Raw genomic sequence first — 23,732 nt, forward strand, 5'->3', positions numbered from 1 at the left:
GTGTTTTATTAATTGCAGTTATTGTTTGACGCGAAGTTACAAAAAGAGGAATATAATGAGGTTTGAGGACACATGCAATTTTTATAGCTATTTAAAACAAGCTATAGCAATTACTAAATAAATGTTACTTTACAACCAGCGTTACAAAAACATATTTTTCTTTATGATTTATAATTTTCTGTAAAAATCTGTAGTAACAAAACCCATTGCTGTATAAAGATTTTAATAGAGTTAATTATTTTCTTGGTAATAATACAATCGCGTTAGACCACTTATCCAACCCGCTGGATGATGTATTCCACCTTCATCACCAAAATAAGTCGGTGCATCAGCTTTTTTTGTAGGTCTTTCAAGTTTAAATTGTTTAAATGCTTCAAATCCATTCGTAATTGTTCCCGTCATAGCATCCCAGTCTGCCTTAGAACGATTTCCTATTCCAACAATCATGCTGGCTGAAAAGTCACGGTCATTTTTATGAAACCCACTATGTAAACCAGTAATCCAATTTAAATTACCCATGGCAATATCAATAAATTGATCATCGTCATATAAATGATAAAACTCCATTGCTAAACCTGCCGCATAACCAAATATTTTGTTGTGTCCATGATACCAACCAGAGAAGTTTAGTAACCCCTCACCTTTGTAATATCCTGCTGGCAAAATTTTAAATGGGTTTTGCCCTGTAGCTGGCACAAAGTAATTGTAGGCAAATGATTTAACCGTTTTATGCCAATTAGCATTATCATTATGTTGTGGCCAAAGCTGCATCATTTCAATCATTGGTATTAAGTAATGCGGAAAATGACCACCTTGGTTATAGGCTTTATAATTTGCACTCCATGCTCCACAATGAATATTTGCTTTTTCAGTAAAATCATATGAGTCATATGTATAAAAATGGCCATATAAGCCATCTTCTGCTTTTTCTTCTGGAACTTGTCTTGCCATTACTCTTTTAGCATAAAGAACAGACCGTTCTTTGTATTCGGTTTCTCCCGCTTTGTAAAGCTCTAGCCCTGCCCACATCATCATAACCAAATCACGCGTCATCCATTCTTTTGGTGGCATAAACATTTTCTCTGGTGCACCGTGAACTATGGCATATTCCTTTCCGCGATTGTCCCAATGCAATACTGGTCCATATTGGTCGATCCATTCAAAAGATTTTTTAGAACGTTGAATATATTCAATACTTTTTTGCGAATTAATATCTTTAATAATGCGTCCAATACGGGCCAAAATCATGGATGTTTTTGCAACGTTACCTGTAACAACTTTCAAATTCTGACGTGCTTCATGCACTACAGCTCCTTCTTTATATCCTATTTCTTCGGCAAGATCTTGGCAATAAGCGACATAATTAGCACCAATAATCATTTGTTCTATAGTTTCTTGCTTTTCTTTTGTACTTAACTTACTACCAGTAAGTTCATACAAATCGCATAATGCATTAAGCATTATTATATGGCTACTAACTTCTTGAAGCGGACTTCCACAATCTTTCCAACCACCTTCAAGTTTGTAGCTTAAACTGTCACGCTTTTTTAAATGGGACAAGGCAGTTGCATACCATGTTTTATTCCACATCCTATTTTTTTCAATAATAATGGGTAATTCTTTCTTGCTAGCGAACAAGGTTTTTTTATGATCCTTAATTTCCAAAAAGTATGTGCCTGCTTTTTGATAATTAGAAAAGTCGACCTTCCACCAAAATTTGCCCCACTTTTTTTCCATTTTTAGAACCTTTCCTTTAAGTACTTTTTTATTGTCTGAAATTCGACGTAAAGTAAAGGTAGCATCGGTACTCAAAAATGTTGAGTCGGTGTTTTGAACCATCGCATTTTTAGGCATTAAAATATCATAGCCAACCTGAGAATATGTTAATAGTGTATAATCATAGGGCTTTTGAGAAAATACATTTATTGACATCGTCAATAAGAAAGTAATTATTAATTTTTTCACATTTAGATCTTTAATATTATTGAGTGTTATCTTACAACTGGCATAAGACAAGGCAAAATGTTGGGTAACAAGTTTGAATATATTTTGTACGAATGGGAAATTGGAGATTTTTCAGTGCTAGCAAATCGTTTGTCGTTTTATATTTAATTTAAAAGTAAGTATATATTAAATGCGGTGTTGTGCTTTTGTGCATTTCATTCTTTTGGAATAGGTAATTTCTATTGTCTTAAAAAGGATAATTTATCCCAATATCCTCTTTGAAATTTAATATTCCCGTAATTAATGTGAAAAAATCCACATCCACGTAGCCCTAATGGGTCTTTCCATTCCAAAATACCCCAATCATTATCCTCAAAAATGTTTTCAATAATACAATTCATATCCGCTTCTTTAAATTCTCTATCAAACATATCTCTGATTGCAGTTTTTCCAATTACAGGTTCATTTGTTACTTGATGATTAATCACGATGAAGCATAACGTGATAGAGTATAATTTCGTTGCGATAAATCCGATGGGATTTTTCGGACAAGAAATCAGGATTAAAGATACAGAAAGAATGTCGGACAATAACCTTTCCTAGCAATGAATTATAAGCATTGTTGCCTGTCAGTATTTTTTATTTATGTTTTCAATCTTTAATTTTCGATTTTTATCAATTCATTATACAAATTGTCTAAAAATTTTTGTTGCTTTATTTTTACAGTAAAATATCTTTGATAATTCGCTCCACAAGATTCTATATCCAAAATGTTTTTTTTGTTAAATGACCAGTCATTTGTGTTTTTTATAGTTAAACTTAAATCACTATTACAGCTAAGCCACAGATTAGAGAATTGAGTTTCTTTGTTTTCTTTTAATTTATTGAAATCCGCATAAACAGTAAAACCTTTCATTTCCGGATTAAAAAAACGGATAATTTCAGTAATTGGAACTCCTCCCCATTCTATTGTTATTCCTTCTTTAAAAGAAACATCAGTGATATCTTTCTCGTTTAGTAGTTCTTTTTGCTGATGTTTTTCCCAAAAGTAACGTTTTATATATGTGATTTTCGTGCCTTTTGGTAATAATATATTTTTAACAACTATAGGTTTCGATATTATATAATAAGGACTATCATTCTGGTTACTATTAACATACATTGATGCAGATGATTTGGCAAAGACATAAAAGAAACTAATAACTATTATTAGTATCCCAAATATTATAAATATGTTTTTTGTTTCCATTTTTCGTTAAAAATTTTGATTTTCATATTGCAGGCAACTTAGGAATATATGTACCGCTACATATATAATAACGTGATTAACATTTCACATTGTATGGAGTACAAAATATAGATATTAAATTGTAAAAGGAGATGTTCAAAAACGATGTCGAAGTTTGATCATCCAAATTTGTGATGCAGAGGATATTCACATCTTGAAAGGAGTAGTTTTACATGACCATATTCATGACCATTTAGAGTATAGACCATCTCAGGATATTAGTACAATCATAAAAAAGTTAAAAGGCAAAAATTCACCATATTTAATTAGAGTATTTTGCAGTAAATTATATTCTTTTTACTCAATATGTAGAGCGGAGACGTGGCAACACGAACATCAAAATCTCTCATTCCTTCATCAACATAATCGATCTCAATTTTTTTCCATTCATTTAAAATAGATTCTCAATTCAATTTCATTTGACCAAATTAAGTCTTACCCTTCAGCTGCTTTTAAAATATAGTACTTCATTTTTTTAAATTAAAAGCAACAATATATACCCACAATTGTGGGTATATCCTTAATAATTTCTGTTTGTTTTTTATGTAAAAAAACAATAAAATAAATCTTAAACCTCCATATAATCCTCAATAGGGTTACAAGAACATACTAAATTCCTGTCTCCATATGCATCATCAACTCGGCGTACTGGTGGCCAAAATTTGCCATCAGAAATATACGATAACGGAAAAGCAGCCGCTTGTCGGCTATAACTAAATTGCCAATCATCGGCCGTTAACATAGCTTGTGTATGTGGGGCGTTTTTTAATACAGAATCTACACCCTCTTCATAGCTATCAATTTCAGATTTTATTGAAATTAAAGCCTCACAAAAACGATCTAATTCTTGTTTACTTTCACTTTCAGTAGGTTCAATCATTAAAGTACCCGCAACAGGAAACGAAAGAGTAGGGGCGTGGAAGCCATAATCCATCAATCGCTTCGCAACATCAGTTACCTCTATGCCTTTGGTTTTAAATTCCCTAAAGTCCACAATCATTTCATGAGCAGCAAAACCTTTTTCACCGGTATATAATATTTTAAAATGTTTTTCTAATTTAGATTTTAAGTAATTGGCATTTAAAATGGCATATTTAGTGGCTTGTGTTAAACCTTCAGCACCTAACATTTTAATATAACCGTAAGAAATTAAATCAACCAAAGCTGAACCCCAAGGAGCAGCAGAAATTCCAGTAATGGCATGTTGTCCGCCCGTTTTAACAATAGGGTTGGTCGGTAAAAATGGAGCTAAATGCTTAGCCACACAAATAGGGCCAACACCAGGTCCACCACCACCATGTGGTATGGCAAACGTTTTGTGTAAGTTTAAGTGACAAACATCTGCACCAACTGTGGCTGGGTTCGTTAAGCCAACCTGAGCATTCATATTGGCACCATCCATATATACTTGTCCGCCATTGTCATGAATGGTTTTCGTAATATCTTTAATAGCACTTTCAAAAACACCATGTGTTGATGGGTAGGTCACCATTAAGGCAGCAAGATTATCTTTATGTAATTCTGCCTTTTCGCGTAAATCGTTTACATCTATATTTCCGTCTTCCGAAGTTTTGGTAACCACAACTTTCATACCGGCCATAACTGCAGAAGCAGGATTAGTACCGTGTGCAGAAGCAGGAATTAAACAAATGTTTCTATGAGATTCACCTCGAGAAGCATGGTATGCTCTAATTACCATTAAGCCTGCATATTCACCTTGTGCACCTGAATTGGGTTGCAACGATGTAGCGGCAAAACCTGTAATAATATTTAAAGAATGCTCTAAATCTCTCAACATTTCTTGATATCCTTGTGCTTGATCAATAGGCACAAATGGATGGATGCTGTTCCAGCTACTAGAACTCAAAGGAAGCATTTCAGAAGCGGCATTCAATTTCATGGTACATGAACCTAAAGAAATCATAGAATCTGTTAAAGAGATGTCTTTTTTCTCTAACCTTTTTATATACCGCATCATTTCAGTCTCTGAATGGTAATTTTCAAAAACTTCGAAGGTCATAAAAGGCGTATTTCTTTTTATGCTATCAGGTATTGAAGTTATATCGGTGTAGTTAGCACAAGCTGCATGCTCGGCATTTTCTGCTTCAGCTAAAATAGAAACAATGTTGTCCACATCTGCTATTGTGGTGGTTTCATTTAACGAAATACCAATAGTTGTATGGTCTAAATATAAAAAGTTGATTTCTGAAGCCTCGGCAAGCTTTTTAACGGCATTGGCAGCACTTACTTTTATTTTTAAGGTGTCAAAAAATGTTGAGTTTTCTTGTTGTAAGCCTAATTTTTTAACTTCTTTATTTAAAATAGTGGTTAAACTGTGTACTTTGTTGGCTATATATTTTAGTCCATCCGCACCGTGGTAAACGGCATACATACCTGCCATTACAGCCAATAATACTTGTGCCGTACAAATGTTTGAAGTTGCTTTTTCACGTTTTATGTGTTGCTCTCTAGTTTGCAATGCCATCCGTAAGGCTCTATTGCCATCGGTATCTATGGTTACACCGATAATTCGTCCAGGGATTGATCTTTTATACTCGTCTTTGGTTGCAAAGTAACCAGCATGCGGTCCGCCATACCCCATAGGAACGCCAAAACGTTGCGAAGTACCTACGGTTATAGATGCTCCCATTTCTCCTGGTGATTTTAAAATAGCTAAACTCAATAAATCAGCAGCTATAATAACTTTTATATCTTGTTGATTGGCTCTTTCAATAAAATGAGTATAATCATAAATTTGCCCATTTTTTGTAGGATATTGAACAATGGCACCAAAAACATTTGAAGAAAGTGCAGCATCTTCATGATGGCCATAAATAAGTTCGATTCCTAACGGTTCTGAACGTGTTTTTAAAATAGAAACCGTTTGTGGCAACACATCATCAGAGACAAAAAATTGTAAAGTGTCACTTTTCTTTTGAGCTCTTGAGCGATTATTATATAACATAATCATAGCTTCCGCGGCAGCAGTACCTTCATCTAATAATGATGAATTTGCCATATCCATTCCCGTAAGGTCAGCAATAACCGTTTGATAGTTTAACAAAGCTTCTAAACGACCTTGAGAAATTTCTGCCTGATAAGGGGTATACGAAGTGTACCAACTTGGATTCTCAAAAATATTTCGTTGAATAACGGCAGGTAAAATGGTTGGGTGATACCCTAAACCAATATATGATTTAAACTCTTTGTTTTTTTTAGATAATTTTTGAATATAACTGCTAAATTCATACTCGCTCATTGGTGATGGTAGATTCAACGGTTTCTCTAATTTAATATGACTAGGTATAGTATTGTCTATCAATTCATCCAAGCTATTTACCCCAATGGTCTTAAGCATTTCTGGAAGGTCATTTTCGCGAGGGCCGAGGTGTCTTAAAGTAAAAGAATCCGTTTGCATAAAATATATTGTTTAGTGTGCGTGTCTATGAATTATTATAATTCAAAAGTAGCAAAAAAAGAGGTATTTTTGGACCTACTATTATACAATTTATCAGCATCTCTAACATTTTAGATTTTTCACCAAATGCCAACATTAAAACGCATTTTAGATTTTTACATTTTTAGTAATATTCACGTGGCATTAGCGGTGTTTTGTTTGGTTAAAATTACATTAATGTCGTATGGAAATAACAGTAATTTATTTGCTCTTTTTTGTTTGTTTTCAACAATTGCATCTTACAATTTAATACGTATTTTTAGAGTAGAAGAAGTGCAACCATGGTTTTTTGAATTCATAAAAAAACACAAAACAGTAATTGTAATACTAACCGTTTTTAGTGTAATTGTAAGTTTGTATTATGCATTTTACTTTAAACTTGAAACCTTTTTATGGTTGTTGCCTTTTGGTGTTGTAACTTTTTTGTACGTTAATCCTTTTGACATCAAAAAACAAAATCTTTCATTGCGTTATATTGCTTTTGTAAAGCTATTTTTAATAGCTATTTCATGGGCAGCTGTAACGGTTATAATTCCATTGGTACAACATCGCCATCATATTGGGAACACTGAAATTATACTATTTGTACAACGCTTTTTATTTGTTGCGGCAATAACTATTCCTTTTGATATTAGAGATGTAGCTTATGATAAAGAAGAGTTGAAAACCTTACCTCAATCCATCGGGGTACCAAAATCAAAATGGTTAGGGTTATTGTTTTTAATGCTGTTTTTAGGATTAGAGTTTTTTAAGACTACGGTTGATCCAGAACAATTGAGAATTCATTTCTTTATTGCAGTAGTAACGTTACTCTTTTTAGTAAAGTCAACCGAAGATCAAAACAAGTATTACAGTGCTTTTTTTGTAGAGAGTTTGCCTATTGTTTGGTTGGGATTGTTTATTTGGTTGCGATAGTATCTAAAAACCTGTTGTAAATAAATTTCGAGCTCCTTTTATACCACATTTTTGATACTTATGGTACGCTTGTGCAGCACGTTCGTCAATTTGTTTTCCAGTTTCATTATATATCCATCCGTCTAAGGCCGCTTTTAAAACATAAGCTTCAGGTGCCATTAAATGCGTAGTCCATAAAATGGGATTTGCTTTTGCAGATTTTAATTCTGATGAGAAATAGTTTTTACTATAGCACGCCAGTACAATGGCATCTTTTTTGGAAGTTTCTATTGGTTTATACGTAACATTTATGTCAAAATCCATTAAGCCATCATGGCCTATATATGACACTAAATCAGCACTACCCCCAAAATTTAATGACAATTTTTCATGTGTTATGGTAATAGATTTTTGTCCGTTAGATGCTTTTAGAAATTCTTCACTGCATGTTTTTATTTTTTCACCATCATAGGCATCAGCAAGCATGTAAACATCTTTAGATTTATGCTTAAATAAAATGCGTTCTAAAATAATTGGATTATCGGTGGCCAATGTGTTTACTAGCTCCCAGTCGGATGTTTTGTTTTTAAAGTATGACTTTACGCCATAAGCGGCACCCCAATACAAGTTGTTTTTTATATCCTTACCATTACCCAAACTTTTTGGAACCGGAACGATACCTTGGTTAATATTATCGCAAAGAGCAACGAAGGTGTGTATGGTTTTAGTTTGCCCAAAAATGTTTATGGATAAAAGAAAGAGTAAAACTAAACTAGAAAGAATTTTCATGGTAAAACTATTTAATTGAATTTCAAAAATAGTATATCAATAACGTAGTGAAAAGTATAAATGAGTAAACGCAACCATTTAATGTATAACCGATTTGTTCCAATAAAAAAGCGTCCCACTCCTGGGACGCTCTAAATTTAACTAACTCAAATAATTTATACAATGAAAGCAAACTACTTTGCTAACACATCTATAACGGCAAGTTCCATGCCAAAATTGTATGAGTTGAGTAATTGAAAAGTTAAAAAGTGTTAAAATTTTATAAAATGTGTTTTTGTGCCTTGTAAGAAGAGCGTACCAAAGCACCACTTTCTACATGTCTAAAGCCTAATTTTAATCCAAACTCTTCGTATTTTTTAAATTGTTCGGGCGTAATAAATTCTTTTACAGGTAAATGCATTTTACTAGGTTGTAAATACTGACCGATAGTAACTACATCAACATTTACATTTTTAAGATCTGTCATGGTTTGCATAACTTCGTCTTCTTTTTCACCCAAGCCTAACATTATTCCAGATTTTGTTCTTTTGATACCACTATCTTTTAGATATTTTAATACCGCCAAACTCCGATCATATTTTGCCTGAATTCGAACTTCTCTAGTCAAACGTCTCACTGTTTCTACATTGTGAGATACTACCTCAGGTGATACCGCTATAATTCTGTCTAAATTTTTATGTATAAGTTGAAAATCAGGAATTAAAGTTTCTAATGTAGTTTCTGGATTTGCTCTGCGTATAGCATTGACTGTTTCTTCCCAAATTATTGAACCTCCATCTTTTAAATCATCTCTATCAACAGAAGTAATTACGGCATGTTTTATTTGCATTAATTTAATTGAACGAGCCACTTTTTCAGGTTCTTCCCAATCTACCGTATCAGGTCTACCAGTTTTTACACCACAGAATCCACAAGAACGCGTACACACGTTACCTAAAATCATGAACGTTGCAGTGCCCTCTCCCCAACATTCACCCATATTTGGACAGCTACCGCTAGTACAAATTGTGTGTAAATCGTATTTTTCAACCAAACTTCTTAATTCAGTATATTTTTTACCTGTTGGTAGTTTTACACGCAACCATTTTGGTTTTTTTACGGGAAGTATTACAGATTCTTCTGACATATTCTCTTGTTCAATTTTTATTGAATGCAAAGTTACGAATTCAATTTTAAACTTAAGGATATTTGTAATATTCCGTAAAGCCATTTTAACCAAATTACCTAGCGTATAGATATAGTAGTCTTAAGACGGCATCGATTATTAAAACAGCATTTAAATTGGGGTTATAGATTAAAAAGATACCACACACTAAATCCGACAAGGAATAGAATACCTAAATAGCTTACGATTTTCATTCCCATTGACGGACGCCATTCTTTTGGAGTATGCCTACTTGAAATCAACATAAAATTAGCAATAGCATAAAATGGAGCTGTTAAAAAAGATAAGATCGTTGCAACTTTAACTAAGGCTATCATATTAGAAATAAAATAGAATAAGATAATCATGGTACCCGCTGAAAGAATAATAATCCAGAAATTATAAGTTAGCTTCGTTTTTTTCTGAAATAATAATACTGATGATCTTTCCATAGCACGAGGAGATGCATCAAGCGTTGTTAGTGTTGTACTCAACATTGTTGTAAACGCAGCAACACCAATAAAAATAGCTGTTTGTGAGCCTAAAGTTTCTGTATATAGACCTATTATTTGTTGTGCAAAAACACCTGCACTACTACTAAATTCATTACCAGATTGATACATAATTAAAGCTCCCAAACCCAAAAAACAAAAAGCTAAAATTGTTGTGCCTACATAACCAATGTTAAAGTCGAATATGGATTGCTTAGTGTTGTATTTATTATCTCCATCTTTTTGCTTTTCCAATGCCCAAAGCGAGTGCCAGGTGGAAATATCTAGCGGAGCAGGCATCCATCCTAAAAAAGTAATTAGAAAACCAATTTCTAATGCTCCTTTGGGGATGATTTGAGTAAAGCTAACAGTCTTGTTTGTCTTGAAAATGGCTACACCAACGGCTATTAAGGTACTTACGGTGAGTATTACAATAATAACTTTAATTAAGTTGTCAAGTAGTTTGTATTTACCAATTAACAATGTGGTTAAACAAATTAGTGTTATGATTATACTCCATATAGTAACATCTGGTGTAATGCCAAATAGATTTGCAGCTAACCCCGCAGTTACTATGGTAACGGCAGCTTGTATAGTAAACATTGTTGTAAAAGTAAGAATATAATATACAATCAAAACACCTTTGCCAAGTCTCTTATAGCCATCAATTAAACTTTCTCCAGTTGCAGTAGCATAACGTGGCCCATATTGAAAAAAAGGATATTTAAAAAGATTAACCAGCAGTATAGCCCATATAAGTCCAAATCCGAAATCGGCTCCAGCTCTTGTTGATTGCACTAAATGAGAAACGCCAATTGCCGCACCGGCAAATAGCAAACCAGGGCCTAGTTTTTTTAGCCAACTTTTATTCATGGTTTAAAAATAGTCTCAAGGCGTTGATATTTTGCCAATTGCACGAAACATCTCATGAAATTTCATAGAATTGTAGTTTGCTTTTGTGAAAATAGTGATTTTTTTTAATGCCTAACCCGTAATAATTTATACAGCACTATAGCAAATATAAAATGGTAATTTTAAGATGTTGTCTAATTGATAAGTGTTAATTGTATTATGACTTTGCGGAGTTAATAATTTCGGCCAATAATTTCTTAGCTCGTAATAACTTAACTTTAATAGTACTCATGGGTTCGTTAAGTTCTATAACCATTTCTTTATAGCTCATTTCTTGAAAAAAACGAAGATTTATAATTTCTTGATAATGAGGTTTTAACTGTTTTATGAAAGCTAGTAATTGTGCTAAATTTTGTTCTATTATTAAAAGGTCATCGGGCGTTGGCTCTGCATCTTTTATCTTATACGCTTCAGAGTTTTTTTTGTCAATAGAAATAGTTTCTGTTTTTTTCTTACGAAGTTGGTCAATAAACAAGTTATTGGCAATGGAAAGTAGCCATGTTTTGAACTCGTAATTTTCGTCAAATGTATCAATTTTATCAAATGCTTTTGCAAAGGTTCTGATGGTGACATCCTCTGCTTCATTTTCATCATTTGCTTTGTTGAGAATGAAACGATAAATGTCTTTCCAAAACATATTAAGCAAAAAGGTATAAGAAGTTTCATCTCCTTGCTTTGCTTTGTTAATACTTTCAATAATATTTTCCGTCTTTTTTACCAAGAGTTGGGTTTTCCTTTTAAGTTTCTAATAAATATTACGAATTGAATAAAAACTAAATATATATCTAGTATTGGAAACCAAGGAATCAAATCTTTTTCATTGAGTTTTTCGGCAGCTTTTCCAATAATAATATATTGTATAAGTAGTCGTAATAGCATTAATAAGATTACATTCCAAATTTCCAGTTGTCCAATTAACGAATAAGCCAACAATATTATTGTTAGTAACCAAAATGAGATTTGAGAAATATAATAAATACCTAATAAACTTTTATGAATAGGTTTATAGTAGTTAGCAGTGGTAACATGCCTTCTTTTTTGATTAAACCAACTCTTAAAGGTTGTTTTGGGTTCTGAAATGGTAAAACTTTGTTTTGTAAAACAAATAGTTGTATTTTTTTGACTGGCTACTTCATTTATAAAGAGGTCATCATCTCCTGATGTTACATTAGCATGACTTACGAATCCATTTGCCTCGGTAAACAAACTTTTTTTATAGGCTAAATTTCTACCTACTCCCATATAAGGCATACTCATTTTTGCGTATGAAAAATACTGAACCGCTGTTATCAATGTCTCATAACGTATTATTTTATTCAAAAAAGAATTGGATATTTTTTTATAGGCACCATATCCCAAAACTATTTTTTTACGATCACTGAATTGAGAGGCCATTTCTGAAATCCAATGTGTTGAAGCAGGCTCGCAATCCGCATCAGTAAATAAAAGATATTCATATTTTGATGCTTCAACACCTTTAGTAATAGCGTTTTTTTTGTTGCCAGAATAATTCTCACTAGCTTTTATTTCAATAATTTTGAGATGACGAAATCTTATTTGATATTCTTCAAGTAGGGTAGAAGTAGTATCTGTAGAAGCATCATTAACAACAATTACTTCAAAATCTAGGTATCTTTGTGTAAGTACTTTTTCTAAATGTAGCTTTAAATTATCAGCTTCATTTCGAGCACAGATAATTACGGAAAATTTTAACTGCTTTATGTTTGTTACTTCTTGTTTTGAATAAGTAAATTTACTAAATATGTAAAAATAGAATAGTTGTGCGACTACACTTAAAACAAAAATTACATATAAAAAGATTAACATTAGTTATGTTGTGGTTCTTTACAAGAGTCAAATTGATCAGGTGATTTACCGCAAAAACCACAAGAATCGCCATTTTCATTTAATATTGGATTTTGACTAGCACAAGTGCCTGCAAATTTACCATCTTTTTTAGCCCAAATCTTTATAGCAATTCCAGCAAAAGCTAAAGCTAACAGCCCTAATGTAAGGAGTAAAAGTTTCATAATTATTATTTTCTACAAAGGTACTCAAATTCAATGAATTTTAATAGCCAAGAAAATATTTAGTATATTTATCAAAACGATGAGCCTGATATTAAATAAAATGTGATATTAAAAATCGGGTTACTAACTAAACTTTATACAATATGAAAAATTATTTAGCAGAAATGTTCGGAACATTTGTTCTGGTATTTATTGGCTGCGGTAGTGCGGTAATTTCTGGCGGAGATGTCGGGTTTTTAGGAATAGCATTTGCATTCGGTATTGCTGTTTTAGCAATGGTTTATGCTATTGGTCCTGTATCAGGATGCCACATTAATCCCGCTATTACAGTGGGTATGCTCTTTGCAGGAAAAATTAACGCCAAGGATGCAGGTGGTTACATTATTTTCCAGATTATAGGTGCTATTTTAGGTGCTGGGGTATTATTCTTAATTGCAGGCGGTCATGCTGATTATGATATTGCAATAAACGGATTAGGACAAAATGGATTTGGCACAGGATCTCCTAACGGATACAACATGCAATCTGCATTTATAGCAGAAGTGGTTTTAACAGCAATATTTTTATTAGTTATTTTTGGTGCTACACATAAAGATGCTAATGTTAAATTTGCAGGTATTGCTATTGGTTTAGCTTTAACAATGATTCATATTGTTGGTATTCCTATTTCAGGAACTTCAGTAAACCCTGCACGTAGTATCGGACCTGCTTTATTTGTACAAGGACTTGCATTAACTCAGTTGTGGCTATTTATTGTAGCACCAATTATTGGTGGTATTTTAGGGGCTTTGATATGGAAAATTATTAAACCGGTTGGATAAACAGTTTTGGTCTAAAAAAAGGCTCTGAGATATTCTCAGAGCCTTTTTTTTGTATTTGTATTAAAGTATTTTATTCTTTTTTCAAATATATTGCTGCACTAATACCTACTTCACTCCATGTTTTACTTACTCCATCAGGTCCCTTATGTAAATCAAAACATGCTTTACTTATAGATTCTAAAGCAGATTGAGCTTTAAAATCTTCTAAATTTAATGTACCTTCTAATTCAACTAGTTGACCACTTGATGTATAAGTAACAGGAACTTTATGCTGTACGCCATTCATTTTTAGATCTACGTTACCAGTACCATCTTTTTTCAAGTTTAAGGTACCAGTTAAAGATACGGTAGCATCCATTACTCCAAAAAACAACGTTTTTAATTTTGAGTCTCTAATAGAATCTTTAGAAAATAAACTGCTTACTGGTATGTCAAATGTAGTACCATCTAAAGCACCCATCGCTGTTGTATCATTCTTAACATTACCAAGGGTAATTTCTTGAAAAACACCATGTACCGCAACTTTATCAGTAGTCTTATAACCTGTCCAATTAACAGTGATGGTTTTAGATTCAATGGAAAATTTTGCAGGTACTTCTTCTTTTACTTCTTTTTTACAAGAAATAGCACTTATACTCAGTACTGCACCTAAAAATACTACGGATAACTTTTTTGTTAGATTCATTATTAATTTATTTTTTGATTTGTTATTTTTTCAACTAATTCAATATATTTTTCTTTTGCTTCATCAATACTTAAATTTTTAATTTGAAACCATGCATTTAGTTTAAAAGCATTTTTTAATGGAATCCCCTCAGTAGGTTCCTTAAAATTTCCACCTTTTGTTGCTTGCTTATAATAGGCATAAAACATTAACATAGTGTCTGGTGGAATTCTTTGTGTCATTGCCGAGGCAATATCAAAGGCAGCTACAAATCTTTTATCAAGTTTAGACATATGCTGCTATTATGGTTTCTCCTCCTTTAACTTTATCGTTTATAGATACATTAATTTTCATATCTAATGGAACAAAAATATCTACTCTAGATCCAAATTTAATAAATCCAGAATCGGCACCTTGTACGGCATTATCATTCTCTTTAGCATAATTAACAATCCGTCTTGCCATGGCACCAGCTATTTGTCGAAACAAAATTTTACCAACTATTTTATTTTCAACAACTACTGTTGTTCTCTCATTATCTGTCGATGATTTTGGATGCCAAGCCACTAAATACTTACCAGGATGGTATTTACTATAAATTATTTTTCCGCCAATAGGATATCTAGTTACATGTACATTCAAAGGTGACATAAATATAGAAATCTGCCTACGTTTATCTTTAAAGAATTCGTTTTCTTCAACTTCTTCAATAACGACAACCTTTCCATCTACAGCGGCAATGATTTGATTATCATTTTCTACGGTGTGTCTTTTAGGGTTTCTAAAAAACTGTAGTATTAAAACAAACAGAATTAAAAAAAGAACCATAATTGAAGTTCTTAACCATTCAACATGAATTAGGTTATCAACTAATAAAATAATACCAGCAAAAATAAGCATTGAAATCATGATTATTTTATATCCTTCTTTATGAAACATTTTTATAATAATTAAGTGATGATATGTAAATATACGTAAACGAAAGGTGCAGCAAAAATAATACTATCCAGTCGATCTAAAAATCCACCATGCCCTGGTATAAAATTGCTACTATCTTTTATGCCTGCTTCTCTTTTAAATTTAGATTCTATTAAGTCGCCTAAAAGTCCAAAACCAAAAACTATAAAAGCAATAATTATCCAATGTATTAGAGCAATATCAGTTAAGTACAATGAGATTAAATAGCCACCAATTAAAGCTGCTACCAATCCGCCTAAAGCACCTTCTATAGTTTTATTAGGAGATACTTTTTTGTATAATTTTGTTTTACCAATAGTACTGCCCACTAAATATGCAAAAGTATCACTAATCCAAATTAAAACAAAAACACTTAAAATAATTTTCGGATGGTATTCACCATCAATAAAAGGAACTTGTATTAGCATTGCAAATGGCAAGGCAATATATGCCAATGCTAAAAAGTAATGTCCAAGCTTACTAGACGTTAGTGTTATTTTTGATATAAATAGTTGATAGATAACGGGAATAAATAAACTGGTAATGAGTAAAAAGTGTAGGTATTTAGAAACTAGCGTAGGGGTTTCAATAAAATTAAGATAAATTAAGGTAGCTACAATAAAAGTCCATTTATAGCTGAGATGAATTAGATTTTTAAATTCGTAAAGACACAACATCATAAAGATGTAAAAAACGGCATAGAAAGATTCTTTAGCATAAAGTATACTACCAATAACTAAAGCAACGTAAATTATGCCTGATAATGCTCTGACAACAATTTCTCGCATGTTATAAATCTTCTAGTAATAGCAAATATAAGTTTTTTGCATTATTATTACCAAAGCTTAAAAAATCATCATCCACTTTTTCAGGAACATAACTTTTTATAGAACTAATGTTTGTAGGAAAGTTTTTTTCATACGTTTGTCTAATACCCATTAACCCTTCGCTTTTATCTTTTACCATTTGACTGGTTTTTGCAAATACTATAAAGTAGTCTGGTAATTCGACAATTTTATGATAATGAACTTGCTTTGAAGAAAACAAAATACTCCCTTCATCAGAGAGTAAATGTTCACAGTACGTAAAAAATGGATAGTGTTTATTGATGGTAGAGGTATTATCACTATCAACAATAGTTAAAATCTTCTTTAAGTCATTATCAAAACAGACTACATTTTTCCAATTATTTTCCTTTAGAATATGAGACAAATGCTGATTGACTTCTTCTTGATTAGTACAATATAAAAATTTACCGCCTTTATCTATAAAATTGTGTACAAAAGTTTCATCTAAACCAGTTGTATCTAAAACTGATGATTTAGACTCCACAACATCTAAATCGTTTTCCGATGATGAGCCAAAAAGTTTTTTAAAGAGATTCATTTACTTAGAGAGTTTCTCAAAATTATAAATTTAAGAAACGATTACGCTAGTTCTGTTGAAATCTCACCCTCATTGTTCACATCTTTTTCGTCTTTAACTTCTTTAACTGCTTTTTTAGCTTCTTTTTTTTGTAAATCCTTTTTAGCTTTACTAACTGCTAACGGTTCTTTTGCAAATGGTCTTTCACCTAGTATTTTTACTAAATCATCACCAAATATCACTTCTTTTTCTAATAAGAGTTCCGCTAAGGTAGTCAACTCTTCTTTGTGTTCAGTAAGAATTTGTATCGCTCTTTTGTATTGTGTTTCAATCAAGTGAGAAATCTCTTGGTCAATTAACACTGCAGTTTCTTCACTGTAAGGTTTTGAGAAATTATAATCTGATTGTCCTGATGAATCGTAATAGGTAATGTTACCTATTTTTTCGCTTAACCCATAAACTGTAATCATTGCTCTCGCCTGTTTTGTGATTTTTTCAAGATCACTTAAGGCTCCAGTAGAAATTTTACCAAATATTAATTTTTCAGCAGCTCTACCACCCAAGGTTGCACACATTTCGTCTAACATTTGTTCTGTTTGTACAATCATTCGTTCCTCTGGTAAATACCAGGCGGCCCCTAATGATTGACCTCTTGGTACAATTGTAACTTTTACTAGGGGAGCGGCATGTTCTAATGTCCAACTCACTGTTGCATGACCTGCTTCATGAAAAGCAATAGTTTTCTTTTCTTTTTGGGTCATTATTTTATTTTTCTTTTCTAAACCACCAACAATTCTATCAACGGCATCTAAGAAATCTTGATGATGTACTGCCTTTTTATCTTGTCTTGCCGCTACTAAAGCAGCTTCATTACAAACATTAGCAATATCCGCACCAGAGAAACCAGGGGTCTGCTTAGCTAAGAATTCAATATCAACATCTTTAGACATTTTTAAAGGTCTAATATGAACTTCAAAAATTTCTTTACGTTCATTCATATCAGGTAGGTCAACATATATTTGTCTATCAAATCTACCTGCACGCATTAAAGCCTTATCTAATACATCAGCACGGTTTGTGGCTGCTAATACAATAACATTAACATCTGTACCAAACCCATCCATTTCAGTTAATAATTGATTCAATGTGTTTTCACGTTCATCATTACCACCTGAAAAATTATTTTTTCCTCTCGCCCTACCAATGGCATCAATTTCATCAATAAATATAATGGAAGGTGATTTTTGAGCAGCTTGTTTAAACAAATCTCTTACACGAGAAGCTCCTACACCCACAAACATTTCAACAAAATCTGAACCTGACAATGAAAAGAAAGGTACTTTAGCTTCACCTGCAACAGCTTTTGCCAATAATGTTTTACCTGTTCCTGGAGGGCCTACTAATAGGGCTCCTTTAGGAATTTTACCACCTAATTTGGTATATTTATCAGGGTTTTTTAAGAAGTCAACTATTTCTTGAACTTCTTCTTTAGCTCCTTCAAGTCCGGCAACATCTTTAAAAGAAGTTTGAACTTTTTGATCTTGATCAAATAATTTAGCCTTAGATTTTCCAATATTAAATATTTGACCACCTGGTCCACCACCACCACCAGATCCTGACATACGTCTCATAATAAAAATCCAAATGGCGATTATAAAGATAAAAGGAAGCCACATAAATATACCATCCCAAACACTTGTTTCTGTAGTATTATTGGTGTCAAAATCTAATTTATACTCGGCTTTATTAGTACTTAGGTCTTTTTCGAAATTTTGTAAATCACCAAAGTCAAAAACATATAATGGATCTTTCGCATTATAGAAAGGGCTATTAGTTTTCTCTTTGTATTTTTCTTTTTGTAGAGCTTCTGCTTTAATAAAAACCTGTGCTACATCGTTGTTAACAATAACAACTTTTTCAACGTCATTTTCTTTTAATATTTCAGTAAATTCATTTTCAGTTAATTTACTTGTAGCTAGTTCTGAGCTATTAAAAAATTGATAACCTATTATTAAAGCAAATAAAATACCATAAACCCAGTAGAAATTGAATTTAAATTTAAACTCTTTAAAGGGCTTCTTATTGTTGTTCTTTTTATCCTTACTCATTGATGCGTTCTAAAATTGTTATTGTTTGTTTTTAAGCTTCTATAGTCGTGATTTTAGCATCACCCCACAAGCTCTCAATGTCATAAAATTCTCTGATATGTTTTTGGAAAACATGAACTACAACATTTACATAATCTAATAAAATCCATTCTGCGTTAGCCTCGCCTTCGATGTGCCATGGATTTTCTTTTAAGGCTTTACTGACTGTTTTTTGTACCGAGCCTGAAATTGCATTTACCTGTGTGTTTGAACCACCTTCGCAAACTATAAAATAGTCTGAAACTGTATTTTCAATATCTCTTAAATCTAAAATGTTAACTTTTGCACCCTTAACCTTATCTATGCCGTTAAGTATCTCTGAAATTAACTGATCGGTACTAACTTTATTTTTCGTCATTAACTGCCTTTATAATTTTGATGCAAATGTATTAATTTTATCATTAGTGATGAACTCATCTTCACTTTTTGTTTTTTTGCAAAAATGATAAGTTCATATTGTTATATTTGCATACATATGAAGATAGTCAAAGTTGGTGCCATAGATTCTACAAATTCTTATTTAAGAGAATTAATGAAACAATCTTATGTTAAGGATGCCACGGTCGTTGTTGCAGAAAAGCAGAACAAGGGTAAAGGGCAAGGAGATAATCAATGGTCTTCTGAAGAGGGTAAGAACCTTACCTTTAGTGTTTTAATAAGATTTGATAACCTAAAAGTAGTCCATCAGTTTATGTTAAATTACAGCATCTCAATTGCCATCTATAATGTGTTGAGATATTATATACCTGAAAAATTATCTGTAAAATGGCCTAACGACATTTTGTCAGCCGGTAAGAAAATATGTGGTGTTCTATCAGAATGTGTTTTAAAAAGTTCTAACGTGAACTACGCAATTGTAGGTATTGGTTTAAATGTAAATCAAGAAAATTTTTCTGATGATTTGTCAAATGCCACTTCATTAAAGCGAATTTTAAATAGAACTATTGATAGAGATGAACTGTTAGAAAAATTATTATTAGAAATCCAATATCAAATAATAGGCGTTAGAAAACATGAGTTTAAAAAGATAAAAAGTCAATACGAATCTATCTTATACAGAAATGGTGTTCCGTCTATGTTTAAAAATGCAGATGATCAGGAATTTTTAGGAAGAATAACTGGAACTTCACTAATGGGAAATTTAATTGTTGAATTAGAAGACGAAAGTCTTAAAGAATTTGGTCTAAAAGAAATTAAATTTATTTAATTCAATTATAATTTTTCAATATTTTCAGTTAGCGTAGTAATAAATTTTTGAATAGGGTTTTTAATCATCATGGCCACCATTGGGTTAAATTTACCATCAAATAAAAGTTGAACTTCACTTGAATTATCGTCAATTTTTACAATATTTCCTGTTAAAGTAAATGGAAATTTATCACTTGTAGATCCTAGTACTACCTTACTTGAAGCTTCTTGCTCTTGAAGTTTTAATCGTATTTCTGGCATGCCTTTTAAAGAAAACAAGAAAGAATCTTCACCAACTTCAAATTTATCAGTATTCTCAGGCATAATTTGTTCGTAATTTTCAACTTTAGTTAAAAACTTAAACATTTCTTCTTGAGTCTTACTTGCTATTACTTTATTTGTTTCTAAATTCATTTTTCTTATTTAAATTTTTATTCTAAAGAGAACTAACCATTCCATTCACTTGGTTTCATTCTCCATTTCTGTAGCGTAAATTGATCTTCTTCTGCCACATATTCTCTGGCTACAGCTTGTTCAATCAACGTATCATAATCGCTTATAGTTGTTAATTCTACATTTGCGTCCGCAAAATTTTGAACAGCAACATCAAAACCATAACTAAATATAGCAACCATACCCTTTACATTAATTTGTTGCTCTCGTAAAGCTTCAACTGCTTTTAGGCTGCTACCACCTGTACTTATTAAATCTTCAACGACAACTACGGATTGATGCTTTTCAATTTGACCTTCTATTTGATTTTGTCTACCATGTTTTTTTGCTTCTGGTCGTACATATATAAAAGGTAACCCCAATTCTTGTGCCACTAATGCTCCTATAGCTATTGCACCCGTTGCAACACCTGCAATAGCATCAGGCTTTCCGTATTTTTGATCTATTATTTTAGATAAAATTTCTCTAATATAAGTTCTAACGTTTACATGTGATAAAGCAATTCTATTGTCACAATAAATAGGAGATTTCCATCCAGATGCCCAGGTAAAAGGATTTTTTGGACTGAGTTTAATTGCCTTAATTTGTAATAAGAACTCAGCGGTTTCTTTAGCTTTGTTTTTTTCAAAAATCATAAGCACAAATTTAAACAATTATTTCAATAAAATATTAATTAATGAAGACCGTATTTTTTAACAATTTCCCAATTAATTTGGTTACAGATGTAAAGTACCAAACAAAAAGTCATTTTTTTCATAGTAACGATATTGATGTACTATCAATTATTGATAAAATGGAACAGGGATCTATGGAAGCTGTATTTCTATATAATGATGATTTTAATAGTTTATGGCAATATTTTACATCTGCATTTAAAATTATTGAAGCTGGTGGAGGAAAAGTTTTTAATGATAAAAATGAAATACTATTTATATTTAGAAATGATAAATGGGATTTACCAAAGGGGAAAATTGAAAAAGGAGAAACTATTGAAGAGACAGCAATTAGGGAGGTAGAAGAGGAGACCGGTATTGAAAAACTTAAAATTTCAGATCAATTACAAACAACGTATCACATCTACAAACACAAAAAGAAATATGTGCTAAAAGTTAGTTATTGGTTTAAAATGACTTCTGATTTTAAAGGAGAACTCTTTCCTCAATTAGAAGAAGGGATTACCAAAGTAGTATGGTTGTCTGATACTGAAGTAGAAAAAGCCTTACAAAACACCTATAAGAATATAAAATTGCTTTTTTAAATCGAATTAGTCGCAATAGAATTACTTCAGTTCGAGCTAAATGCTGAAAGAATTTAGTATCCTAAATAAGAAATTTGTAAAAAAAATATTTTTCTTGATACCCTTGTTGAGGGTTCGGGATTATCAAAAATCATTCGAATTAACGTTTTTTGCGAACAACTAAAATCGATAAACCGGATATTCCATATGTGCTTTTTCATAATAATCACTATGATTGTGAATCCATTTTAATTGTGAATACCAATTGTTTGCAAAATCATCATCATTCGCTCTTTTATCTTCAAACGTCTTTTTTAAGGCAGAATTATTATCTAATATTTCTTTGGCTAAATCTTCCCAAACATAGGGTGAAAAGCCTTCTTTTTGTTGTAAAATGGTATCAAAAAAGTTCCAATTAAAAAAAGAATCAGGACCTTGAGGTTCTAAAGTTTCTAATAAATACCGGACGCCAGGCTGATTGGTGTAGATTAAATAATCACCAGATTTGAAAGTCATATTTTTTCTTTTAGATTCAATTGTTGTATTATAGTGTTGATAATGTCCTTCATATGCAGATTTTCTGGTTTTGTATTCTGAAATACGATACGCTTCTACACTAAATGTGGTGTCCTTATTAATAGCCCTCATTTTTATGTTATTAATTTTTAAGAGATCAATAACATTATACCAGCCTTGGGGAATCATATAGCCTTTGGGTATCGCTATTTCTATGGTTGGTTTAAAATAATTTTGATAGGTAACTTTTTTGGTAAACGGCTTACTTCTATCATATTTTAACCTGAGTTTTCCAGTAATTTCACTCGGTATCATTTTACCTTCAAAACCTTTAAAGTTTAACGTAGAATTCTTCGTAGTATCTAATTCCCAATCTAAAGGATAGTTTTTTTGCTTGAGTATTGTTTTATAGTAATTCCGTCGGATTGCCTTAATTTCGGTACTATTTTCTTCCATAATCTCGAGCATACTTTTCATTAATTCATAAGTACCCTCAACACGTTGTTTATAAGGTTTTAACATATGTGTTTCTACCATCATTCCTAAGGTGTTAAATAATGTAGTATACCCTGTAGAATAGCGTGGATAATCCATAAATTGAGTAAAACCTTTTTCTGGAGTACTATTAAATACATTTACGTAAGGGGTAATATCCCATTTTTTTTGCGAAAGCTTATTCTCAAGTTCAGGCATCATTTTGTTGTGAATATAGCTACCCAAATTACCTCCTAATTTATTGTGTTGTGTAAATAAGTGTGTAAGTGAATATTGATAGTCCGCACCGTTACTAACGTGATTATCAATAAAAACATCAGGATTAACCAAATGGAATATTTTTGCAAATGTTTTAGCATTTTTAGTGTCATTTTTTATAAAATCTCTATTCAAATCAAAGTTTCTGGCATTACCTCTAAATCCATATGCCTTCGGACCATTTTGGTTGGTTCTACTATGTAAATTTCTATTAAGACTTCCACCTACATTATAAATAGGAATGGTTACCAAAACTACATTTTTAGGAGCTTTAATTTTACCCTGAACTACATCTCTATAGAGCATCATGGTAGCATCAATACCATCACTTTCACCAGGATGAATACCATTATTTATAAGTAAAACGACCTTACTTTTTTCCATCTCTAAAAAATCAAACTCTTTATTAGGATTAAAAATAGCAATATGTAATGGTTTTCCAGAATCGGTCTGGCCAATTTCTTGAAGCTGTATTTCAGGATATCTATTTGCTAAGTCTGAATAAAACTGAATTGTTTGTTTGTAAGTAGCCGTTTCAGTTCCGTTACTTTTTTCGAAGGTAGTTATAAAATCATTTTTAGTTTGACTGACAACTAAAATGGAGAAGTGAATAAATAAAAAAAGAAGATAAATTTTTTTCATTAAATATGTTTTATAGGTCAAACTTAACGAAAATATTACT

Annotated in this window: 24 protein-coding genes and 1 pseudogene; 5 read left to right on the top strand and 20 right to left on the bottom strand. The window is 31.9% G+C overall.

Annotated features, from left to right (window positions below):
- Nucleotides 1-231 precede the first annotated feature (231 nt).
- The 3 genes from D3P13_RS20340 to D3P13_RS20350 all read right to left on the bottom strand — a co-directional run bounded on the left by D3P13_RS20340 (nt 232) and on the right by D3P13_RS20350 (nt 3,193).
- Nucleotides 232-1,965, bottom strand: a complete 1,734-nt coding sequence (locus tag D3P13_RS20340) for a cellulase N-terminal Ig-like domain-containing protein (RefSeq protein ID WP_157972980.1) — start codon at nt 1,963-1,965, stop codon at nt 232-234.
- A gap of 218 nt (nt 1,966-2,183) precedes the next feature.
- The gene (locus tag D3P13_RS20345) at nt 2,184-2,432 is read right to left on the bottom strand and encodes a nuclear transport factor 2 family protein (RefSeq protein WP_198680074.1); all 249 of its coding nucleotides are present in this window, start codon (nt 2,430-2,432) and stop codon (nt 2,184-2,186) included.
- A 170-nt stretch (nt 2,433-2,602) separates the two neighbouring features.
- Nucleotides 2,603-3,193: a hypothetical protein gene (locus D3P13_RS20350; protein WP_198680075.1), complete on the bottom strand. Its 591-nt coding sequence runs from the start codon at nt 3,191-3,193 to the stop codon at nt 2,603-2,605.
- Between the two features lie 88 nt (nt 3,194-3,281).
- On the opposite strand from D3P13_RS20350, the pseudogene tnpA reads away from it, so the two are divergent.
- Nucleotides 3,282-3,509: pseudogene (gene tnpA / locus D3P13_RS22510) on the top strand (IS200/IS605 family transposase); the annotation flags it as partial.
- Between the two features lie 291 nt (nt 3,510-3,800).
- Here tnpA and gcvP read toward each other — a convergent pair.
- Nucleotides 3,801-6,650: an aminomethyl-transferring glycine dehydrogenase gene (gcvP, locus tag D3P13_RS20360; RefSeq protein WP_117885226.1), complete on the bottom strand. Its 2,850-nt coding sequence runs from the start codon at nt 6,648-6,650 to the stop codon at nt 3,801-3,803.
- Between the two features lie 126 nt (nt 6,651-6,776).
- Here gcvP and D3P13_RS20365 point away from each other — a divergent pair, with 126 nt between their 5' ends.
- Nucleotides 6,777-7,604: a UbiA prenyltransferase family protein gene (locus D3P13_RS20365; protein ID WP_117885228.1), complete on the top strand. Its 828-nt coding sequence runs from the start codon at nt 6,777-6,779 to the stop codon at nt 7,602-7,604.
- Nucleotides 7,605-7,607: 3 nt separating this feature from the next.
- On the opposite strand, the gene D3P13_RS20370 is transcribed toward D3P13_RS20365, so the two are convergent.
- The 6 genes from D3P13_RS20370 to D3P13_RS20395 all read right to left on the bottom strand — a co-directional run bounded on the left by D3P13_RS20370 (nt 7,608) and on the right by D3P13_RS20395 (nt 12,949).
- Nucleotides 7,608-8,372 carry a hypothetical protein gene (locus D3P13_RS20370; protein ID WP_117885230.1) on the bottom strand — a complete coding sequence of 255 codons (765 nt, stop codon included), beginning with the start codon at nt 8,370-8,372 and terminating at the stop codon, nt 7,608-7,610.
- 259 nt (nt 8,373-8,631) lie between these two features.
- On the bottom strand, nt 8,632-9,498 hold the full coding sequence (lipA, locus tag D3P13_RS20375; protein ID WP_117885286.1) for a lipoyl synthase: 867 nt from the start codon (nt 9,496-9,498) through the stop codon (nt 8,632-8,634).
- Nucleotides 9,499-9,659: 161 nt separating this feature from the next.
- On the bottom strand, nt 9,660-10,880 hold the full coding sequence (locus D3P13_RS20380) for an Nramp family divalent metal transporter (protein ID WP_117885232.1): 1,221 nt from the start codon (nt 10,878-10,880) through the stop codon (nt 9,660-9,662).
- A gap of 196 nt (nt 10,881-11,076) precedes the next feature.
- On the bottom strand, nt 11,077-11,640 hold the full coding sequence (locus tag D3P13_RS20385; protein ID WP_117885234.1) for an RNA polymerase sigma factor: 564 nt from the start codon (nt 11,638-11,640) through the stop codon (nt 11,077-11,079).
- Nucleotides 11,634-12,746, bottom strand: a complete 1,113-nt coding sequence (locus D3P13_RS20390) for a glycosyltransferase (RefSeq protein WP_117885236.1) — start codon at nt 12,744-12,746, stop codon at nt 11,634-11,636. The genes D3P13_RS20385 and D3P13_RS20390 overlap by 7 nt, the downstream gene beginning before the upstream one ends.
- Nucleotides 12,746-12,949, bottom strand: coding sequence for a membrane or secreted protein (locus D3P13_RS20395; RefSeq protein ID WP_117885238.1), 204 nt, complete (start codon nt 12,947-12,949; stop codon nt 12,746-12,748). Before D3P13_RS20395 ends, D3P13_RS20390 begins: the two co-directional genes overlap by 1 nt.
- A 143-nt stretch (nt 12,950-13,092) precedes the next feature.
- Here D3P13_RS20395 and aqpZ point away from each other — a divergent pair, with 143 nt between their 5' ends.
- Complete coding sequence (gene aqpZ / locus D3P13_RS20400; RefSeq protein ID WP_117885240.1) at nt 13,093-13,770, top strand: aquaporin Z; 678 nt, start codon at nt 13,093-13,095, stop codon at nt 13,768-13,770.
- 70 nt (nt 13,771-13,840) lie between these two features.
- Here the strand turns inward: aqpZ and D3P13_RS20405 are convergent, their stop codons facing one another.
- The 7 genes from D3P13_RS20405 to rsfS are packed head-to-tail and all read right to left on the bottom strand — an operon-like array spanning nt 13,841 to nt 19,261.
- A complete protein-coding gene (locus D3P13_RS20405; RefSeq protein WP_117885242.1) occupies nt 13,841-14,455 on the bottom strand; it encodes a YceI family protein in 615 nt (204 codons plus the stop codon).
- Between the two features lie 2 nt (nt 14,456-14,457).
- On the bottom strand, nt 14,458-14,727 hold the full coding sequence (locus D3P13_RS20410; protein ID WP_117885245.1) for an acyl-CoA-binding protein: 270 nt from the start codon (nt 14,725-14,727) through the stop codon (nt 14,458-14,460).
- Nucleotides 14,720-15,373, bottom strand: coding sequence for a phosphatidylserine decarboxylase family protein (locus D3P13_RS20415; protein ID WP_117885247.1), 654 nt, complete (start codon nt 15,371-15,373; stop codon nt 14,720-14,722). The genes D3P13_RS20410 and D3P13_RS20415 overlap by 8 nt, the downstream gene beginning before the upstream one ends.
- Nucleotides 15,374-15,384: 11 nt before the next feature.
- Nucleotides 15,385-16,179, bottom strand: a complete 795-nt coding sequence (locus D3P13_RS20420; protein WP_117885249.1) for a phosphatidate cytidylyltransferase — start codon at nt 16,177-16,179, stop codon at nt 15,385-15,387.
- Nucleotide 16,180: 1 nt separating this feature from the next.
- Nucleotides 16,181-16,777, bottom strand: a complete 597-nt coding sequence (locus D3P13_RS20425; RefSeq protein WP_117885251.1) for a hypothetical protein — start codon at nt 16,775-16,777, stop codon at nt 16,181-16,183.
- A 41-nt stretch (nt 16,778-16,818) separates the two neighbouring features.
- Nucleotides 16,819-18,864 carry an ATP-dependent zinc metalloprotease FtsH gene (gene ftsH, locus D3P13_RS20430; protein ID WP_117885253.1) on the bottom strand — a complete coding sequence of 682 codons (2,046 nt, stop codon included), beginning with the start codon at nt 18,862-18,864 and terminating at the stop codon, nt 16,819-16,821.
- Nucleotides 18,865-18,895: 31 nt separating this feature from the next.
- Nucleotides 18,896-19,261, bottom strand: a complete 366-nt coding sequence (gene rsfS / locus D3P13_RS20435; RefSeq protein WP_117885255.1) for a ribosome silencing factor — start codon at nt 19,259-19,261, stop codon at nt 18,896-18,898.
- 117 nt (nt 19,262-19,378) lie between these two features.
- Here rsfS and D3P13_RS20440 point away from each other — a divergent pair, with 117 nt between their 5' ends.
- A complete protein-coding gene (locus tag D3P13_RS20440; protein ID WP_157972982.1) occupies nt 19,379-20,110 on the top strand; it encodes a biotin--[acetyl-CoA-carboxylase] ligase in 732 nt (243 codons plus the stop codon).
- Nucleotides 20,111-20,115: 5 nt separating this feature from the next.
- Here D3P13_RS20440 and D3P13_RS20445 read toward each other — a convergent pair whose 3' ends face one another.
- Both D3P13_RS20445 and pyrE read right to left on the bottom strand, forming a co-directional pair.
- On the bottom strand, nt 20,116-20,505 hold the full coding sequence (locus D3P13_RS20445; protein WP_117885259.1) for an SRPBCC family protein: 390 nt from the start codon (nt 20,503-20,505) through the stop codon (nt 20,116-20,118).
- A gap of 32 nt (nt 20,506-20,537) precedes the next feature.
- On the bottom strand, nt 20,538-21,179 hold the full coding sequence (pyrE, locus tag D3P13_RS20450) for an orotate phosphoribosyltransferase (RefSeq protein WP_117885261.1): 642 nt from the start codon (nt 21,177-21,179) through the stop codon (nt 20,538-20,540).
- A gap of 41 nt (nt 21,180-21,220) precedes the next feature.
- On the opposite strand from pyrE, the gene D3P13_RS20455 reads away from it, so the two are divergent.
- A complete protein-coding gene (locus D3P13_RS20455) occupies nt 21,221-21,802 on the top strand; it encodes an NUDIX hydrolase (RefSeq protein WP_117885263.1) in 582 nt (193 codons plus the stop codon).
- Between the two features lie 159 nt (nt 21,803-21,961).
- Here the strand turns inward: D3P13_RS20455 and D3P13_RS20460 are convergent, their stop codons facing one another.
- Nucleotides 21,962-23,692, bottom strand: coding sequence for a M14 family metallopeptidase (locus tag D3P13_RS20460; RefSeq protein ID WP_117885264.1), 1,731 nt, complete (start codon nt 23,690-23,692; stop codon nt 21,962-21,964).
- Nucleotides 23,693-23,732: the final 40 nt, after the last annotated feature.

This window comes from Aureibaculum luteum, from assembly GCF_003449015.1.
GTDB lineage: Bacteria > Bacteroidota > Bacteroidia > Flavobacteriales > Flavobacteriaceae > Aureibaculum > Aureibaculum luteum.

Excerpts from the sequence above, each read along its gene's own strand:
- ftsH (WP_117885253.1), bottom strand. The coding sequence starts at position 18,864 with ATGAGTAAGGATAAAAAGAACAACAATAAGAAGCCCTTTAAAGAGTTT.
- D3P13_RS20455 (WP_117885263.1), top strand. The coding sequence starts at position 21,221 with ATGAAGACCGTATTTTTTAACAATTTCCCAATTAATTTGGTTACAGAT.
- D3P13_RS20405 (WP_117885242.1), bottom strand. The coding sequence starts at position 14,455 with ATGAATCTAACAAAAAAGTTATCCGTAGTATTTTTAGGTGCAGTACTG.
- D3P13_RS20380 (WP_117885232.1), bottom strand. The coding sequence starts at position 10,880 with ATGAATAAAAGTTGGCTAAAAAAACTAGGCCCTGGTTTGCTATTTGCC.
- D3P13_RS20365 (WP_117885228.1), top strand. The coding sequence starts at position 6,777 with ATGCCAACATTAAAACGCATTTTAGATTTTTACATTTTTAGTAATATT.
- pyrE (WP_117885261.1), bottom strand. The coding sequence starts at position 21,179 with ATGATTTTTGAAAAAAACAAAGCTAAAGAAACCGCTGAGTTCTTATTA.
- D3P13_RS20370 (WP_117885230.1), bottom strand. The coding sequence starts at position 8,372 with ATGAAAATTCTTTCTAGTTTAGTTTTACTCTTTCTTTTATCCATAAAC.
- gcvP (WP_117885226.1), bottom strand. The coding sequence starts at position 6,650 with ATGCAAACGGATTCTTTTACTTTAAGACACCTCGGCCCTCGCGAAAAT.
- D3P13_RS20445 (WP_117885259.1), bottom strand. The coding sequence starts at position 20,505 with ATGAATTTAGAAACAAATAAAGTAATAGCAAGTAAGACTCAAGAAGAA.
- D3P13_RS20395 (WP_117885238.1), bottom strand. The coding sequence starts at position 12,949 with ATGAAACTTTTACTCCTTACATTAGGGCTGTTAGCTTTAGCTTTTGCT.
- D3P13_RS20415 (WP_117885247.1), bottom strand. The coding sequence starts at position 15,373 with ATGTTTCATAAAGAAGGATATAAAATAATCATGATTTCAATGCTTATT.
- D3P13_RS20425 (WP_117885251.1), bottom strand. The coding sequence starts at position 16,777 with ATGAATCTCTTTAAAAAACTTTTTGGCTCATCATCGGAAAACGATTTA.
- rsfS (WP_117885255.1), bottom strand. The coding sequence starts at position 19,261 with ATGACGAAAAATAAAGTTAGTACCGATCAGTTAATTTCAGAGATACTT.
- D3P13_RS20390 (WP_117885236.1), bottom strand. The coding sequence starts at position 12,746 with ATGTTAATCTTTTTATATGTAATTTTTGTTTTAAGTGTAGTCGCACAA.
- D3P13_RS20460 (WP_117885264.1), bottom strand. The coding sequence starts at position 23,692 with ATGAAAAAAATTTATCTTCTTTTTTTATTTATTCACTTCTCCATTTTA.
- D3P13_RS20410 (WP_117885245.1), bottom strand. The coding sequence starts at position 14,727 with ATGTCTAAACTTGATAAAAGATTTGTAGCTGCCTTTGATATTGCCTCG.
- D3P13_RS20420 (WP_117885249.1), bottom strand. The coding sequence starts at position 16,179 with ATGCGAGAAATTGTTGTCAGAGCATTATCAGGCATAATTTACGTTGCT.
- lipA (WP_117885286.1), bottom strand. The coding sequence starts at position 9,498 with ATGTCAGAAGAATCTGTAATACTTCCCGTAAAAAAACCAAAATGGTTG.
- D3P13_RS20440 (WP_157972982.1), top strand. The coding sequence starts at position 19,379 with ATGAAGATAGTCAAAGTTGGTGCCATAGATTCTACAAATTCTTATTTA.
- aqpZ (WP_117885240.1), top strand. The coding sequence starts at position 13,093 with ATGAAAAATTATTTAGCAGAAATGTTCGGAACATTTGTTCTGGTATTT.
- D3P13_RS20350 (WP_198680075.1), bottom strand. The coding sequence starts at position 3,193 with ATGGAAACAAAAAACATATTTATAATATTTGGGATACTAATAATAGTT.